At 61.2% G+C, this 16,440-nt stretch carries 13 protein-coding genes; 10 read left to right on the top strand and 3 right to left on the bottom strand.

Translation table 11 applies throughout. From position 1 onward, the window contains the following. The 10 genes from AC22G6_RS21195 to AC22G6_RS21240 all read left to right on the top strand — a co-directional run. A partial coding sequence (locus AC22G6_RS21195; RefSeq protein ID WP_487368430.1) for an NAD(P)H-dependent oxidoreductase subunit E occupies positions 1 to 1,638 on the top strand: 1,638 nt, incomplete at its 5' end. Further along, entirely contained in the window at positions 1,635 to 4,436 is a 2,802-nt protein-coding gene (fdhF, locus tag AC22G6_RS21200) for a formate dehydrogenase subunit alpha (protein WP_487368431.1), read from the top strand. The genes AC22G6_RS21195 and fdhF, both read left to right, overlap by 4 nt. 143 nt (positions 4,437 to 4,579) lie before the next feature. Continuing rightward, the gene (locus AC22G6_RS21205; RefSeq protein ID WP_108951147.1) at positions 4,580 to 5,887 is read left to right on the top strand and encodes an amidohydrolase family protein; all 1,308 of its coding nucleotides are present in this window, start codon (positions 4,580 to 4,582) and stop codon (positions 5,885 to 5,887) included. A 126-nt stretch (positions 5,888 to 6,013) separates the two neighbouring features. Beyond that, positions 6,014 to 7,159: an acyl-CoA dehydrogenase family protein gene (locus AC22G6_RS21210; RefSeq protein ID WP_487368432.1), complete on the top strand. Its 1,146-nt coding sequence runs from the start codon at positions 6,014 to 6,016 to the stop codon at positions 7,157 to 7,159. A gap of 2 nt (positions 7,160 to 7,161) precedes the next feature. Beyond that, entirely contained in the window at positions 7,162 to 8,217 is a 1,056-nt protein-coding gene (locus AC22G6_RS21215) for an acyl-CoA dehydrogenase family protein (RefSeq protein WP_487368433.1), read from the top strand. Then, positions 8,214 to 9,014 carry a crotonase/enoyl-CoA hydratase family protein gene (locus AC22G6_RS21220; protein ID WP_108947928.1) on the top strand — a complete coding sequence of 267 codons (801 nt, stop codon included), beginning with the start codon at positions 8,214 to 8,216 and terminating at the stop codon, positions 9,012 to 9,014. The genes AC22G6_RS21215 and AC22G6_RS21220 overlap by 4 nt, the downstream gene beginning before the upstream one ends. A 37-nt stretch (positions 9,015 to 9,051) precedes the next feature. Further along, the gene (locus tag AC22G6_RS21225; RefSeq protein ID WP_487368434.1) at positions 9,052 to 10,176 is read left to right on the top strand and encodes an acyl-CoA dehydrogenase family protein; all 1,125 of its coding nucleotides are present in this window, start codon (positions 9,052 to 9,054) and stop codon (positions 10,174 to 10,176) included. Between the two features lie 108 nt (positions 10,177 to 10,284). After that, entirely contained in the window at positions 10,285 to 11,931 is a 1,647-nt protein-coding gene (locus AC22G6_RS21230) for a methyl-accepting chemotaxis protein (protein WP_487368439.1), read from the top strand. Between the two features lie 49 nt (positions 11,932 to 11,980). After that, positions 11,981 to 12,598: a GTP cyclohydrolase I FolE gene (gene folE, locus AC22G6_RS21235; RefSeq protein ID WP_487368435.1), complete on the top strand. Its 618-nt coding sequence runs from the start codon at positions 11,981 to 11,983 to the stop codon at positions 12,596 to 12,598. A gap of 13 nt (positions 12,599 to 12,611) precedes the next feature. Continuing rightward, complete coding sequence (locus AC22G6_RS21240; protein ID WP_234418962.1) at positions 12,612 to 13,052, top strand: bacteriohemerythrin; 441 nt, start codon at positions 12,612 to 12,614, stop codon at positions 13,050 to 13,052. Between the two features lie 581 nt (positions 13,053 to 13,633). Here the strand turns inward: AC22G6_RS21240 and AC22G6_RS21245 are convergent. Genes AC22G6_RS21245 through AC22G6_RS21255 form a run of 3 tightly spaced genes read right to left on the bottom strand, consistent with a single transcriptional unit; the run spans position 13,634 to position 16,030 of the window. Further along, the gene (locus AC22G6_RS21245; protein WP_487368436.1) at positions 13,634 to 14,074 is read right to left on the bottom strand and encodes a TIR domain-containing protein; all 441 of its coding nucleotides are present in this window, start codon (positions 14,072 to 14,074) and stop codon (positions 13,634 to 13,636) included. Positions 14,075 to 14,101: 27 nt separating this feature from the next. Then, positions 14,102 to 15,523: an SIR2 family protein gene (locus AC22G6_RS21250; RefSeq protein WP_487368437.1), complete on the bottom strand. Its 1,422-nt coding sequence runs from the start codon at positions 15,521 to 15,523 to the stop codon at positions 14,102 to 14,104. 3 nt (positions 15,524 to 15,526) lie between these two features. Further along, positions 15,527 to 16,030, bottom strand: a complete 504-nt coding sequence (locus AC22G6_RS21255) for a toll/interleukin-1 receptor domain-containing protein (protein ID WP_487368438.1) — start codon at positions 16,028 to 16,030, stop codon at positions 15,527 to 15,529. Positions 16,031 to 16,440: the final 410 nt, after the last annotated feature.

Below are 16,440 nucleotides of genomic sequence, written 5' to 3' on the forward strand. Positions count from 1 at the left end.
CAGGCTGCGCTTGCGGGCGAGACGCCGCAGCGCGACCGGCTGATCGAGTATCTGCACCGTCTGCAGGATGCGCACGGTGCGCTGTTCGCAGACCACCTCGCGGCACTGGCCGAGGCGATGAAGCTGGCGCGCGCCGAGGTATATGAGGTCGCGACCTTCTATCATCACTTCGACGTTGTGGCCGAGGGCGAGGCCGCGCCGGCTGCGCTCACCGTGCGGGTATGTGATTCGCTGACCTGTGCGATGCACGGCGGCGAAGCGCTGGCTGCGGCACTTGAAGGCCGTGTCGGCGCGGGTGTGCGGATACAGCGCGTGCCCTGTGTCGGACGCTGCGATTGCGCGCCGGTTGCCGTGGTGGGGCAGAACCCGGTTCATCAGGCGAGTGCGGACAAGGTGATGGCCGTGGTGGACGCCGATGATCGCGTCGAACCCGCGCCTGACATCATCGATTTCGACGCCTACCGCGTGGCGGGTGGCTACCATCTCTATGAAACGATGCGCAGCGGCGAACACGACGTCGACGAGGTGCTCGGCGTGCTCGACACCGCCATCCTGCGGGGGCTGGGCGGCGCGGGATTTCCGGCGGCGCGCAAGTGGCGGACGGTGATGGCGCAGCCGGCGCCGCGCAACATGGCAGTCAATATCGACGAGGGCGAGCCCGGCACCTTCAAGGATCGCCACTACCTCGGGCGTGATCCGCACCGTTTCATCGAAGGCATGCTGATAGCAGCCCGCGTGGTGGGCATCGCCGCGATCTGGATCTACATCCGCGACGAATACCCCGCCTTGCGCAAGATGCTCATCACCGAACTCGACAAGGTGCGCGCAGCCTGGCCCGACCTGCCGCCGATCGAGGTGCGCCGGGGCGCGGGCGCCTACATCTGTGGCGAAGAGTCGGCGATGATCGAATCCATCGAAGGCAAGCGCGGCATGCCGCGGCTGCGCCCGCCCTATGTGGCCGAAGTGGGCCTCTTCGGACGTCCCACGCTGGTGCACAACCCGGAAACCCTGTGGTGGGTGCGCGACATCGTCGACACCAGCCTGGTGCGGGGCTACGACTGGCTGGAGAAGCGTGGTCGCAACGGTCGTCAGGGCCTGCGCAGCTTCTCGGTCAGCGGTCGGGTGGCCAAACCGGGCGTGATCGTCACCGATGCCGGCATCACCCTGAGCCAGCTCATCGACGAGCACTGCGGCGGCATGGCGCCCGGGCACGAACTCTACGGCTACTTTCCCGGCGGCGCCTCGGGCGGCATGCTGCCGGCGAGCCTGGCCGATGTGCCGCTCGACTTTGACACGCTCGCGCCCTACGGCTGCTTCATCGGCTCGGCGGCCATCGTCGTGTTCTCGCAGCAGGACAAGGCGCGCGCGCTGGCCGAGAACGCCATGCACTTCTTCGCCCACGAATCCTGCGGCCAATGCACGCCCTGCCGCGTCGGCACCGCCAAGGCCGCCGGCCTGATGGCCGCGAAGACGTGGGATGCGCCGCTGCTTGAGGAACTCGGCAGCGCGATGATGGACGCCTCGATCTGTGGCCTCGGCCAGGCCGCGCCCAATCCGGTGCGCTCGGTGCTGCGTTACTTCCCGCATGAGGTCTGCGCCACGACAGCCGATGCACGCGCAGGGGAGGGCGCAGCATGACGACCGTTGCCACCGACATCGACACCATCGCCTTCGAACTCGACGGCCAGACCATCGAAGCCGCCCCCGGCGAAAGCATCCTGCTCGCCGCCCGCCGTGCTGGCGTCGACATCCCGCACCTGTGCTTCACCGACGGACTGCGGGCCGACGGCAACTGCCGCGCCTGCGTGGTCGAGATCGACGGCGAGCGCGTGCTCGCCCCGTCGTGCTGCCGCGCACCCAAACCCGGCATGAAGGTCAAGGCCGCAAGCGATCGTGCCCGTGCCTCGCAACGCATGGTGCTCGAACTGCTGCGTGCCGATGTCGCACCCGAAAGCGAGAAAGCCGACTCCGAACTTGCCCACTGGTGCGACCAGCTCGGCGTCACCGCCAGCCGCTTTGCCCCGCACGAACAACCCGCCACCGACACCAGCCACCCCGGCATCGCCGTCAATCTGGCCGCCTGCATCCAGTGCAACCGCTGCGTGCGCGCCTGTCGCGAAGAGCAGGTCAACGACGTCATCGGCTACGCCCACCGCGGCGAAGCCTCGCAGATCGTGTTCGATCTCGACGTCGCCATGGGCAGTTCCACCTGCGTAGGCTGCGGCGAATGCGTGCAGGCCTGTCCGACCGGGGCGCTGCTGCCGGCCACGGTCAGCGCCATTGCCGCTGTGCCGGAGCGTGTTGCCGAGGCGAAGGCTCCGCGCTTCGTCCCCACGCGCAAGGTTGATTCGCTGTGTCCCTTCTGCGGCGTGGGCTGCCAGCTCACCTACCATGTGGCCGGCGAGGGTGCCGCACAGAAGATCGTCTTCGCCGAAGGCCGCAACGGCCCGGCCAACGCCGGCCGGCTGTGCGTGAAGGGCCGCTACGGTTTCACCTACAGCCGCAACCGCGAGCGCCTCACCGTGCCGCTGATCCGCAAACCCGGCATCGGCAAGGGCGTGAATCTCGACCCCGCCAACCCGCTCGCCGCCTTCCGTGAAGCCACGTGGGAAGAGGCGCTCGACTTCGCCGCCACGGGGCTCGCCCGTATCAAGCGCGCGCACGGCCCGCACGCGCTGGCCGGCTTCGGCTCGGCCAAGGGCAGCAACGAAGAAGCCTATCTGTTCCAGAAGCTGGTGCGCACCGGCTTTGGCACCCACAACGTCGACCACTGCACCCGGCTGTGCCACGCCTCATCGGTGGCGGCGCTGCTCGAAGGCATCGGCTCGGGTGCAGTGTCCAACCCGGTGCGCGACGTCGAATTTGCAGACCTGATGATCGTCATCGGCGCCAACCCGGCGGCCAATCACCCGGTCGCGGCAAGCTTCATCAAGAACGCCGCAGAGCGCGGATCGAAGCTGGTGATGATGGATCCGCGCCAGACTCCGCTCGCCCGTCACGCCTGGCGCACGCTGCAGTTCCGCCCCGATGCCGATGTGGCGCTGCTGCTGTCGATGGCCTGCGTGATCATCGAAGAAGGGCTCACCGATCCGTCCTTCATCGCCGCCCGCACCGAAGGCTTCGATGCCTTCCGCGAAGCCGCACTGCAATACCCGCCCGAGCGCATGGCGCCGATCACCGGTATCGAGGCGGGCATCGTGCGCGAAGTCGCCCGCGCCTACGCACGCGGCCCCAACAGCATCATCTTCTGGGGCATGGGCGTGTCGCAGCACACCCACGGCACGGATAACGTGCGCTGCCTGATCGCGCTGGCGCTGATGACCGGCCAGATCGGCCGCCCCGGCACCGGCCTGCATCCGCTTCGTGGGCAGAACAACGTGCAGGGTGCGTCCGACGCCGGCCTCATCCCGATGATGTTCCCCGACTACCAACGCGTGTCCGAGCCCGAAGTGCGCGCCCGCTTCGAATCCCTGTGGGGTGCGAAGCTGGCAGAAGAACCCGGTCTCACCGTGGTCGAGATCATGGACGCCGCCAGCGCCAGGCGCATCCGTGGCATGTATATCGAGGGCGAGAACCCGGCGATGTCCGACCCGGATCTGGAACACGCCCGTGCCGCACTGGCCGGGCTCGAACACCTCGTGGTGCAGGACATCTTCCTTACCGAAACCGCAATGCTCGCCGACGTCGTGCTGCCCGCATCCAGCCTGTATGAGAAATCCGGCAGCTTCACCAACACCGACCGCCTGGTGCAGATGTCGCAACCGGTACTGCCGCTGCCCGGCCAGGCGCGCCAGGACTGGTGGATCATCCAGCAGATCGCGCAACGCATGGGGCTGGCCTGGGATTACGCCGGCCCGGCCGAGATCTTCGCCGAACTCACCCGCGCCATGCCCAGCTACGCCGGCATCACCTGGGCGGCGCTCGAAGGAGAGGGCGCGGTGGTTGCGCCGAAGGTGGCCGTGGAGGCGCCCTCGCAGCCCGTGCTGTTCCAGACCGACTTCCCCACCCGCAACGGCCTCGGCCGCTTCGTCCCAGTCACGCCGCTGCCCGCAGCCGAACTGCCGGATGCCGACTATCCCATGGTGCTGATCACCGGTCGCGTGCTCGAACACTGGCACACCGGCAGCATGACCCGCCGCGCCGACGTGCTCGACGCGCTCGACCCCGTGCCCTGGTGTGGCATGCACCCGGACGACATGGCAAAAACCGGCGTCGCGCACGGAGAGCACGTCATCCTCGAAACCCGACGCGGCCAGATCGAACTCGAAGTCCGCGCCGACGAAGGCGTGCAGCGCGGCTCGGTGTTCATGGCCTTCTGCTACGTCGAAGCCGCCGCCAACCTGCTCACCCAACCCGCCCTCGACCCCTTCGGCAAGATCCCCGAATTCAAGTACTGCGCCCTGCGGGCACGTTTCAAAGGGGTCAGAGTCGTTTGATCTGCAACGAGGTCGTTTGCATCGGTCTTAATATGAACAATAATAAAAAAAGTGTTTAACAAAACGACTTTCATGCTCTAAGATGAAGGCTCGATAACAGTTCGCGCATGTGACGCGAACCCAACTCCAAGAGGAGACACATGATGCAAATGGAAGACCTGATCCTCGTCAGCGTTGATGACCATGCGATTGAGCCGCGCGGTGCCTTCGACCGCCACATGCCCGCGAAGTACAAAGGTCGCCAACCCAAGGTCGAGAATCGCAATGGGCGCGATATCTGGGTATTCGAGGAGCAGGCCACCGGCTACATGGGCTTGAACTCGGTTGTTGGTCGGCCCAAGGAGGAGTACGGCATGGAGCCGCTCTCTTACGAGCAGATGCGTCGCGGTACGTGGGACATCAAGGCCCGCGTCGAAGACATGAACGCCAACGGCGTGCTCGGTTCGATCTGTTTCCCGACCTTTCCTGGCTTTGCCGGGCAGCGCTTCCAGGTTATGCCCGACAAGGCCGTCAGTCTTGCTGCAATCCAGGCCTACAACGACTGGCATCTGCACGACTGGTGCAACGCTGCGCCGGGTCGCTTCATCCCGCTGATGATGGTGCCATGGTGGGATATGCAGGCTGCTGCTGCCGAGGTTCGCCGCATGGCCGCGCAAGGCGTGCACGCGCTTACCCTCTCGGACAACCCCACCGTGCATGGCTATCCGTCCATTCACAACGCGCACTGGGATCCGCTGTGGCAAGCCTGCGAAGAAAACAACGTGGTCATCTGCTGCCACATCGGCACGGGCGTCAAGGCCGCCCATGCGTCCGACGAGTCGCCCATCGATGCGTGGATTACCTCGATGCCGATTTCAATCTCCAACTCGGCTGCCGACTGGATCTGGGCGCCGATGTGGAAGAAGTATCCCAAGCTGCGCATGGCGCTGTCAGAGGGCGGCATCGGATGGATCCCCTATCTGCTTGAGCGTGCTGACTTCACCCATAACCACCATCACGCCTGGACCAACTCAAACTTCGGCGGCAAAAAGCCGAGCGACATCTTCAATGAGCACTTCATCACCTGCTTCATTGAAGACGCGTTCGGTCTGCGCAACCTCGATTCGATCAATGTCGACAAGGTGACCTGGGAATGCGATTACCCGCATTCGGACTGCACCTGGCCGAATTCCGCAGATGTGTTCTGGAATCAGGCAAAGCATCTGCCTGAAGAGATCATTAACAAGATCACTCACCTCAACGCGATGCGCGAGTTTTCCTACGACCCGTTCGCGGTCCTGGGTCGCGAGAACTGCACAGTGGGTGCGCTGCGCGCGCAGGCCGGCCACGTCAGCATCGAGCCGGCGCTCGGACTCGGCGGTGCCGCCCCTGAACGCGATCCGACGAAGCCGGTGACCTCGGGTGACATCAACAAGATGTTCGCCTCGGCAGACGCTCAGACCGCGCTCTGAGTTGTTGTCCCCGCACCGGAAGCGTTTCCGCTCCCGGTTCTGTTCGGGGCCTGCGCCGTCGCTGACGGCGTGGGTCGCGTGTCCAACGCCGTCTCCATGTGCTGACGGCTCATATGCGAACGCATCATGTCCATAGATCAGTTCAAATACAGCCGTATTCCGCCTGAAGCCGAGGCTTTGCGCGGCGATGTGCGCGCCTTTCTTGCAGATGCACTTAAGGACTATCCGACGATCCGCCGGGCAGATTCGTGGATGGGCTTCGATGCCGAATTCAGCCGCCGTTTGGGTGCGCAGGGGTGGGTTGGCATGGCCTTGCCCAAAGCCTACGGCGGTGGCGATGCGAGCCCATTTGCGCGCTACGTCGTGATCGAAGAGTTGCTCGCCGCAGGGGCGCCTGTGTCTGCACACTGGTTTGCCGACCGCCAAAGCGGGCCGCAGATTCTTCACTACGGCACCGATGCTCAAAGGGACCGTCACCTGCCAGCGATTTGCCGTGGTGAGCAATTCTTCTGTATCGGGATGAGCGAGCCTAACTCGGGGTCGGATCTTGCATCGATCAAGACCCGTGCGGTTCGGAAGGGTGAAAAGTGGGTCATCAACGGACAAAAAGTCTGGACCACCAATGCCCATCGCTCACATTACATGATCGCGTTGGTGCGAACCGGTGAGAACAGCAAACGTCAGGAAGGCCTGTCACAGTTCATCATCGACCTGAGTCTTCCGGGTATCACCATCCGCCCGATCAAGGATTTGACGGGCTCTGAGCATTTCAATGAGGTGTTCTTCGACGATCTCGTGGTGGGTGACGACGCCATTATCGGCACCGAGGGGCAGGGCTGGTCGCAAGTGACGGCCGAGCTCGCATTCGAACGCAGTGGCCCCGAGCGGTTTCTGAGTTCCATAGCACTTTTGCATACCCTGATCGATGCGGTCGGAAAGCATCCCGATGCGCTCCAGGCCAAGGAAATTGGCCGCCTCGCTGCTCGACTAGTGACCTTGCGCCACATGTCGCTCGCTGTAACTGCGCAGCTGGCAGCTGGAAAAAATCCTGCCTGGGAAGCCTCTGTCGTCAAGGATCTGGGGGCAGTATTCGAGCAGGAGATTCCCGAATTGGCGCAATTGCTGTGCGAGCTTCCGCCAACATCGGCGGGCGGTTGCGACCATGCGCAGGTTCTCGCCTATCTGACCCAGATGGCGCCATCGTTTTCATTGCGCGGCGGTACGCGGGAGATTCTCCGCGGCATCATTGCGCGCGGACTGGGGCTACGTTGATCATGAGAGAGATTTTTGATTCCACCCTCGAGCGCCTGTTTTCGGATCTCGTCACCGTCGATGTCGTTCTAGCTGCCGAAGGCGGCAACTGGCCTACCGAGTTGTGGCAGAACATCGAGGAGTCTGGCTTCACCATGGCACTTGTTCCCGAGGAGCTCGGCGGCGCCGGCGCCAGTTGGGCCGATGTCTGCGGGATTATCCGGCTTTGCGGTCGCTTCAACCTTCCCGTGCCACTGCCTGAGGCGATGCTTGCCAACTGGTTGCTGGGCGCGAGTGGTCTTGAAGGCGTTGCCGGTACATTGAGCTTTGCTTCTGCTGGCGATCTGAGAATTGGGAATGGGGTTGTCAGCGGCTCCGTGACGGGTGTGCCCTGGGGGCGAGAGGTTTCCCGAATTGTGGCGATTGCCCAAGGAGAAGTGCCCACGGTGGTGCTCTTGTCGGTTGAGGCAGCAGGGCTCGAGCCTAGCGCCAATACTGCGGGCGAAGCGCGCGACACGTTTGTGTTTGCGTCGGTGAAACCGCTTGCTGCGGCGGCTTTGCCGACCGCGGTGGGTACGCGGGTACTCGAGACTGGCGGCGCTATGTTGCGGGCTGCGCAGATCGCTGGCGCACTTGAGGCGACGCTTAACCTCACTTCGACTTATGCCGGAGAGCGCGTTCAGTTTGGCAAGGCGATCGGCAGTTTTCAGGCGATCCAGCACCAGATTGCAGTGCTCTCCGAGCATGCCGCAGCATCGGTCATGGCTGCCGAAGCGGCCTTTGCCGAATCGGGCGACACCTTTGCAGTTCTGCAGGTGATGGCAGCCAAGATCTGCGCATCCGAGGCTGCGGGCATTGCTGCCAGCGTGGCGCACGGTGTTCACGGCGCGATCGGCTTTACTCACGAACATGCGCTGCATCTCACTACCCGCCGCTTGTGGTCATGGCGCAGCGAGTATGGCTCGCTCACCTACTGGTCGCAGCAACTCGGACGTGCCATTTGTGCAGGCGGCTCGGGCTCGCTCTGGCCAGCCATCACATGCGGCGCGCTTGCTGAAGCCAAGGAAGTCACTGTATGAAGCCATTTCTCATCACTGAGCGCGATGGCGCCATTCTTGTCGTACGCATGGATAGTCCGGAAACCCGGAATGCGCTTTCCGAACCGTCACAGATGCAGGCGTTTGTCGATCTGTGCGCCATGGTGCGCGCAGATCGCAGCGTGAAGGTTGTCGTGCTCACGGGCAACGGGCCGGCCTTCTGCGCTGGCGGCAACGTCAAGGACATGCGTGACCGCGGCGGCATTTTTGCGGGCTCGCCCTATGAGGTCCGCGAGAGCTACCGTAACGGTATCCAGCGTATCCCGTTATGCCTCTATGACCTGGATGTACCCGTCATCGCAGCGATGAACGGTCCTGCCATTGGCGCGGGGCTCGACCTCGCCTGCATGTGTGACGTACGCATTGCCGCCGACACGGCGAAATTCGCCGAGAGTTTCGTCAAGCTGGGAATCGTGCCAGGAGACGGCGGTGCCTGGCTGCTGCCTCGCATTGTCGGTATGCCCAAGGCCAGTTTGATGGCGCTGACCGGCGACATGATCGATGCGCAGACGGCTCTGGCCTGGGGGCTGGTCACTGAAGTCGTTCCGCTTGCCGAACTTGAAGCCTCAGCGATGTCGCTTGCGCGGCGGATGGCGTCCAACCCGTCGCACGGTCTGCGCCTCACCAAGCGCCTGTTGCGCGAGGGGCAGCATATGCGCCTCGATTCGCTGCTTGAACTGTCGGCAGCCTTTCAGGCGCTGGCACATCACACCGAAGACCACACGGAAGCGGTCGCAGCCTTCCTGGAGAAGCGCGACCCGGAATTCACCGGACGCTGAACGCGCACCGGCACAAAAATAGTCAGGAGACAGAAGGATGCGCTCGGTATTCAGGGAAGACCACGAAATGTTCCGCGAAATGGCGCGGCGCTTCATCGAAAACGAGATCGTGCCCCACCTGCACGAGTGGGAACAGGCTGGCATCGTTCCCAAGTCGGTGTGGCGCAAGGCGGGTGAGGTTGGTTTGCTGTGTTCCACCGTACCTGAGGAGTACGGTGGTGCCGGTGGAGACTTTGGCCACTCCGCCGTGATGATCGAGGAACTTGCTCGGGTCAACGCGACTGCGATTGGCTTTACGACCCACTCCGAAATCGTCGCGCCTTACATCGTTGCCTATGGCACCGAAGAGCAGAAGCAGAAGTGGCTGCCGCGGATGGTGTCAGGCGAGATGATCGGCGTGATAGCGATGAGTGAGCCAGGCGTCGGATCCGATCTCCGCTCAATGCGAACCAGCGCGCGCCTGGATGGTGACCACTATGTCATCAACGGCCAGAAGACCTTTATCACCAACGGCGGCAACGCCGATCTTATGGTCACCGCCACCAAGCTTGACCCGAATGCAAAGGAGCTCACCCTCATTTGCGTCGAGGCGGATCGGGCGGGCTTCTCCAAGGGCCGTTTGCTTGAGAAGATCGGGCTAAAGGGCCAGGATACCTCTGAGCTCTTCTTTGACGACGTGCGTGTCCCAGCAGAGAACCGCCTCGGCGATGAGAATAAGGGCTTTGGTTACCTTACACACCAGCTTGCATGGGAACGCACCATCATCGGCATCCGCGCGGCCGCATCAATCGAGGCCCTGATAGAGGACACGCTGCAGTACGTGCGCGAACGTCAGGTCTTTGGCAAGACCGTGTTCGATTTTCAGAATACCAAGTTCAAGCTTGCTGAATGCAAGGCACAGGCGACCATGTTGCGCGTATTCGTGGATGACTGCCTGGGCAAGGCGATGCGTGGAGAACTGTCGCCCGAGGTTGGCGCGATGTGCAAGCTGATGGGCTCTGAGATGCAAGGCAAGGTGCTCGATGAACTGCTTCAGCTCCATGGCGGCTACGGCTTCATGAGCGAGTACAAGATCAGCCGTGCTTGGGTTGACGCACGGGTTGCACGGATCTACGGCGGAACATCGGAGATCATGAAAGAGATCATTGCGCGCTCACTCTGATCGGCGGAAAAGAATGCGGCAGACTGTCGGGTGTGCGGCGAACCATTCGCCCAAGCTGCAGGCATTGGGGCATGAGGTCCCGGGTCGCGTTGAGGAGACGGCAACGTGATGTGGCTGAGTCGATATTCGATCGGCGTAAAGCTGCTGGTCGCGCCAGCGTTGATCGTACTGATGCTGCTGGGCGTCTCCGGCGTTGGCTGGTTGGGCAATGTCTATCAGCAGGGGGTGCTTGAAGAGATCGAAGTACTGCGCTTTGCGCAGTACCGGAACGCCTTGCATGCCTCGCGTGCGGCGCAGGACACCATGGTCGGGGTTTACCGGATGAGCATTCATCTGGCGGAACCGCAGGGTGCGCAAGGTGTTGAAGATACCCGCATGTACATCGAGGATCTTGACGCGGGGCTGACAGAACTGTCCGCGGCAGTGGAGCGTGTGACCTCCCACAAGAGCGTTACTGACAAGGAGCTTGAGGCGTACAAAGCGCTTTCCGAGCAGGTCACATACTTTGCTGATGCCGCTCGCGAACTGGCAGTTGTCGCCACAAGCGACCCTGGTGGAGTCGTGCGCCAGTTACCGCTTGTACGCAAGGAGTATGACTATCTGTCGTCGCAACTGACCCAACTCATTGATGGGGAAGAGGCGCTTGCCGGGCAGTCCTTTGGCAACGCGCGGGCAGCATCCGCGGGTGTCGAGCAGGTGCTGCTTGCGGCCTCGGTTGCAGCGATCCTGCTGGCGGCATTGGGGGGCTGGATGTTGCGCGGTCAGATCGTCACTTCGATCCGCCTGATTGAGGAGGCATCGCGTCGGTTGCGTAGCGGCGATCTGAGCCAGCGCGTTGAGGTGATCGGCAAGGACGAAATTGCACGAACCGCCGTTGCCTTCAACGAATTGATCGACAGCTTTCAGGACGCAGTGCGCCAGGTTGCGCGGGTTTCTTCGACAATCGGGAGTTCCGTAGAGGAGCTTGTGGCAGCGTCACGCGACGTCGCCGAAGGCGCGCATGTGCAGGTTGATGCTGCGGTTACAACGGCAACTTCTGTCGAGCAGATGGTGGCAAATCTTGCGCTCATTTCGGCTAACGCTGAAGAAGTGCGTAATTCGGCCTCCGCAAGCCAAAGTGGCGCGCAGGCTGGCTTGCGATCCTTGTCCAGGCTGTTGGCTGAGATCGAGCGCGTGCGCGGGACCTTTGGCTCCATCACGGAATCTGTCGGCAACTTCGTCAGCAGCACTGCGGCGATTATCGAGACGACTGCGCAGGTCCGGGAACTCTCAGAACAGACCAATTTGCTGGCCTTGAATGCAGCCATCGAAGCCGCCCGAGCGGGGGAGGCCGGGCGCAGTTTCAGCGTCGTGGCCGATGAGGTCCGTAAACTTGCCGAGCGCTCTTCACGGTCCGCCCGGGAAATCGACGAACTGACCCGCGCACTCGAGGGACAGTCCCATCGCGTCGAGCAGTCTCTGGTCGCAGGCCAGCAGGCGTTGGATGGAAGTCGCGATCTCGTGACCGAACTTGAGGGCGTGCTGCGCGATGCCGGATCGCTGGTCGATGCTTCACACACAGGTATCGACCGCATCACCGGAGCGGTGAAATCGCAGAATCTGGACAGCCGCAAGATTCAGGACAATGTCCAGCGCTTTTCCAGCATCGCCGGACAGGGCAAGGGCGTCGCGGCAGATGTCGAGGCCGCGGTTGAACGTCTGCGCGAAGTGGTCTTCAAACTGAATCACTCGGTGGCCAGATTCAATACCGTCTGAACACCGTCGATCGGAATGTACAAGGAATGACGCAATGACGAACGAACGAATGGCAACCGATACCGACCACACCAGCAGCGTCAGTCGCGCGGACGCCGAAGCTGCGGTGCGCACACTGATCCGCTGGGCCGGAGACGATCCGGCACGTGAAGGGCTGCTTGATACGCCTTCGCGTGTGGTGCGGTCGTACGAGGAGTTTTTTTCCGGCTACGCTCAGGATCCTGCCGAGATCCTCTCCCGCACTTTCTCAGAGGTTGATGGCTACGACGAAATGATCGTCATGACGGACATCCGATTCGAGAGCCACTGTGAGCACCATATGGTGCCGATCATCGGGAAGGCTCACGTTGGCTACCTCCCTGATCGCCGGGTCGTGGGTATTTCAAAGCTTGCCAGGCTGGTTGAAATCTACGCTAAGCGGCTGCAGATTCAGGAGAAGATGACGGTGCAGATCGCTGATACCCTGCATTCGGTGCTCCAGCCAAAGGGTGTCGCAGTGGTCATTGAAGCCTCGCACCAATGCATGACTACTCGCGGCGTACACAAGCCGGGCGTGGGGCTGGTGACCAGTCGCATGCTTGGCGCTTTTCGTGAGGATGCGTCAACCCGGCGCGAGTTTCTTGCCATCGTCGGCATGTCGGCGGGCAACGTCCTGCCAAATACCTGAAGGGAGATCAGTCGTGAGCGAAAGCCCCCTTATCTGGAGTGATGAGCTTCTGCTCGGCTATGGGCCGATGGACGATATTCACGAGGAGTTCGTCGATATCGTACATGCCATGCAGGTTGTTGCTGACGAAGCGCTTCCTGCATTGCTGGATCGCTTCGCCGCCCACGCCGAACATCATTTCAGCGAAGAAGCCGCATGGATGAACTCGGGCGATTACCCTGCCCGCGATTGCCACGTCGACGAGCACGACAAGGTCATGGCCTCGGTGCGCGAGGTGCAACAACTGGTTGCAGCCGGCGATATCGACGTTGCCCGCCGCCTTGCGCGTGCCCTGGAGGAGTGGTTCCCTGGCCACGCCACCTACATGGACTCCGCCCTCGCACAATGGATGGTCAAGCGAAGCTCCGGCGGCGTACCGATCGTGCTGCGGCGGAAGGCGGCGAAGGTGGAATAGGGGGAGTGATCCGGTGACGGTGGCACGCGGAGTGTGGATTAATCGCAGTCGACATTAACCTTGGTTTGATCACGTTGAATGAGCAGCTTGACCTTCAACCGCGATAAACACACGTTGAGGCATTGAGCGTCCTGTTACGCAGACCTTCGAAGTAGGTGTCACTTGTGCAAGCCCCGATGCAGAGCTGGCTCCAGCCAACAACAAACCCAGCAATCGCTGACGATGCTGGAGCGGGGAAATGCGCTTCAGGTTTGTCATGGCGGTAGGTCAGTCGGCTTGGCTAATGAGGCAAGACCTTGCGCCGGGGGGCAAGCGCAAACGAACACCGCCTGCAGGTGGCGTTGAGCACCGTGCGACCGCCGCCAGCATCACTTCGATCGTTTCTTCAACGCAAATCAACCGGCCCTTAGGTTGAAGGCAGATGGTCGGCCGGAGCGGTCCTTCGTGACGTTGAGAGCCGATGGCCGTTTCCGCCCCAAAGCGGAACTTAACGGATTAAGGCCAATGGTTGCTCCGCAGAGTTAGCACCGCTTACTCTTGATGGGGCGAACGGCCTTAGCGACGCCACATAGAGCGAAAGGCTATTTGCCAGCAGCCCTTACCGCAGCCTCGACCCACGAACCAAGGTTCTCGCGACCGTTTTCTTTGTTCCAAAGATAGTGCTTGTAGCCGTTCGCGCGCATAGAGCAGCAGTCCGTGGTGTTCCCCTGCATGTCGGCGATCTTGCTGATATCGATGGTCAGCAAGCCGTTTCCGCGGGCGATGCTCTGCTCAATCTCGTACCTAACCCACTTGCTTTTGTGAGTGTTGGCGCCAACGAGAACCACAGTCACGGACGTGCCGCTCAACTGGTTGTCGATCCACGCCTTGATGGCTCTATCGCCTTCCCGTTCGACCTTTTCAAAATCGGCCTTGTCGATGAATCCCGATTTCATGATGCCGCCGATAACGTTGCTATTGCGCACATTCATGGCGCGATGAACGTCGTCATACTTGAAGCTGAAAAATACCTTGCGAGCCATTATTGATTCCTCGATGCGCAACCGCGCTTATTTGTTCAGTTGTTTGACGATATCTGTGATGGTTTTAACCATCGCCTGGGGCGCAGTGTCAGGGTTGGCAAGCGTTTCAAGCATCGGCACGACCCATCTGAAATTGCCGTAATACTTATCTAGGTCTGCCGAGACCTCCTTCCAGAGCTCTTCGGCCATGAAGCCAGTGGCAGCAACCGGTATTGGCAGTAGTCCGTGCTGCAGCGCGATCTCGAACTCACGCTTGACTCCTCCAGCGTTGACCAAGTTGCCCTCATGGAGCTTGTTGCCGAAAAAGAACAGCGCGACACCGGCCAAGCTGATCATTCGCTGGCGGTACTGCTCCCACAGCGCTGGCAGGTTCTCGCCCTGTTGGGGGAAGGGCCGAACGATTAGTTGTGCCTCTGAGTACTTTTCCGGCTTGCCATAGATGGCCTCCAGAGCGCCGTTGATGACGGCACTGCCGATGCCCCATCCGAAACCGTTTACCACCCGGCAATTGGCCTCGACGCAGTTGGCTGCCACATTGTGGACGAAGTCCATCGCATCACAACGGGACCAAGTACCGTACTCCTCCGCGCTGCCGGAGAAGAATACTGTGCGTTTGCGGTAGCGGGCCTCGATTTTCCTCAGGATGGCGGTGATGTCCGAGTAGTTGTCGACCAACAGCGTTTGGATGCCAAAGCGTTTGAGGTCTTCGATCCGCAGTTCCTGCTTGCGGCGCTTGTATTGGAATAGTTCATCGTCGTCATCCTTCGTGCGCTGAGCCTCGCGCATGAAGCAGTAGTGGTTGCGTTTAGCGGTCCCGCCGTGCAATCGGCTCAACACGTAGTCGAGGTTGGGGTCGGTGAAGCTGAAGCCGATGAACAGAAAGGTCTTGGAAACGAGATCGCCGCTTAATGCTGTGATAAACGGCGCGTGAGTAAGGTGGTACTTTTCGTACTGCTCCTTATAGAGGATCGCCTGCTGGGGCAATTGCACGTCACCGTGCATCTTGTAGACGATGGCATCTCGCTTGGGCTTACTGATGGTCAGGTGGTCCACCACGTACTTGACGTCCGGCACCCTGAAGGCGTTGCGCAGAGCACCCTCGATCAGGCTGTCGTAGTTAGTGGTCCAGAAACTGCGGATAGGCAGCCGCGCGATGATGTCGTGTACCTCGGACGGCTCGGCCTGCTCGGAGAATTCCTGCAGGATCTTCTTGGCCAGACCATCGCTGGTCCGCCGGGTGTTGACATGGAATTGGGCGAGCGAGATGAGGTCTTGCTCCTTGTCGACATTCAATCCCAGTTCCTTGGCGATATCGCGGAGTAGTTCGGGCCAGTCCACATAGCCGCAGCTCTTGGACAGGCCCGCGCCGGCAAAGATCGCCGCGCTGTCATTGTGCAGGTCTTGGACGAAGTCTTTGATGAAGCTATCGATGACGTGATCGGGCGACATGACTTAGAAACTTCCGAGGGTTTGCGGTGACTGCGACCCCTTCTGGTACCAATAGAGGAAGGATCCGCCCGACGCGGCCTGATCGATCCGTCGGTAGAGTTGGAGGTACTCGTTGCCGTAGTGGTTACTCGAGGCATCGCGCGTCGCAACGACCGCGATCTGTTCGTTGCGCTTCACGCCGTCAGCGACCCCCAGTTCCCAGGGGCACCAGCGCGAGGCCATGGAATCGCTCGTCGCAAGGAAGAGGAATACGTCTGCGCCTCGAATCACCGTCCGGATGCGAGCGGCGGTCGTGGCATCGGGCAATTCAGGCATCGACGCATCCTGCCAGTCGATGTAGAGGTCCATCCCTTGCTCCTTGAGCCATTGCTGGAGGCCAAGCGCCATCTCACGATCCTTATGGCTGTGGCACAGAAAACCGGTTTTCTGCTGATAACCTTTGGTTCGCTGGTTCAACGCTTGGCTTCTTGCCGCAGCGCGCTTTAAATCGTACTGACCAATCGTCACTTTTATCTCTCTATCCTAAGAAGACTCTATTTGAATAAGCCTGAAAGATTATCAAGGCGCGCTTAAAGGATTTGCGGCGCATTAGCAGTTCAATTTCTCAATTGATGACTGCAGCTAGCCTGTAGATGCATAATCATTAATTATCACCGGCCGGCAGCTCCTAGCCTAGAATCGGTAATTATAACCCGTTGGCATCAGCGCAGCATGGGCCGACGACGAGTCCAAAGCAAAGAAGCCTATCGCCCACTCCGCCTATCCGAGCCTCAGTGCCCGGAGCTGGGTCATTGCAGACTTTGAGCTCCCACAGCTTGGAAGGCTGAATCGGCGCGGATTTCGTAGCTACTGCGCAGTCTGCTTTGCACTTGAAAACAGCCGCTTAGAATAAAAGTGCTGAACGACAGCAACGGCCG

The organism is Parazoarcus sp. PS-13 R2A (genome assembly GCF_057621855.1).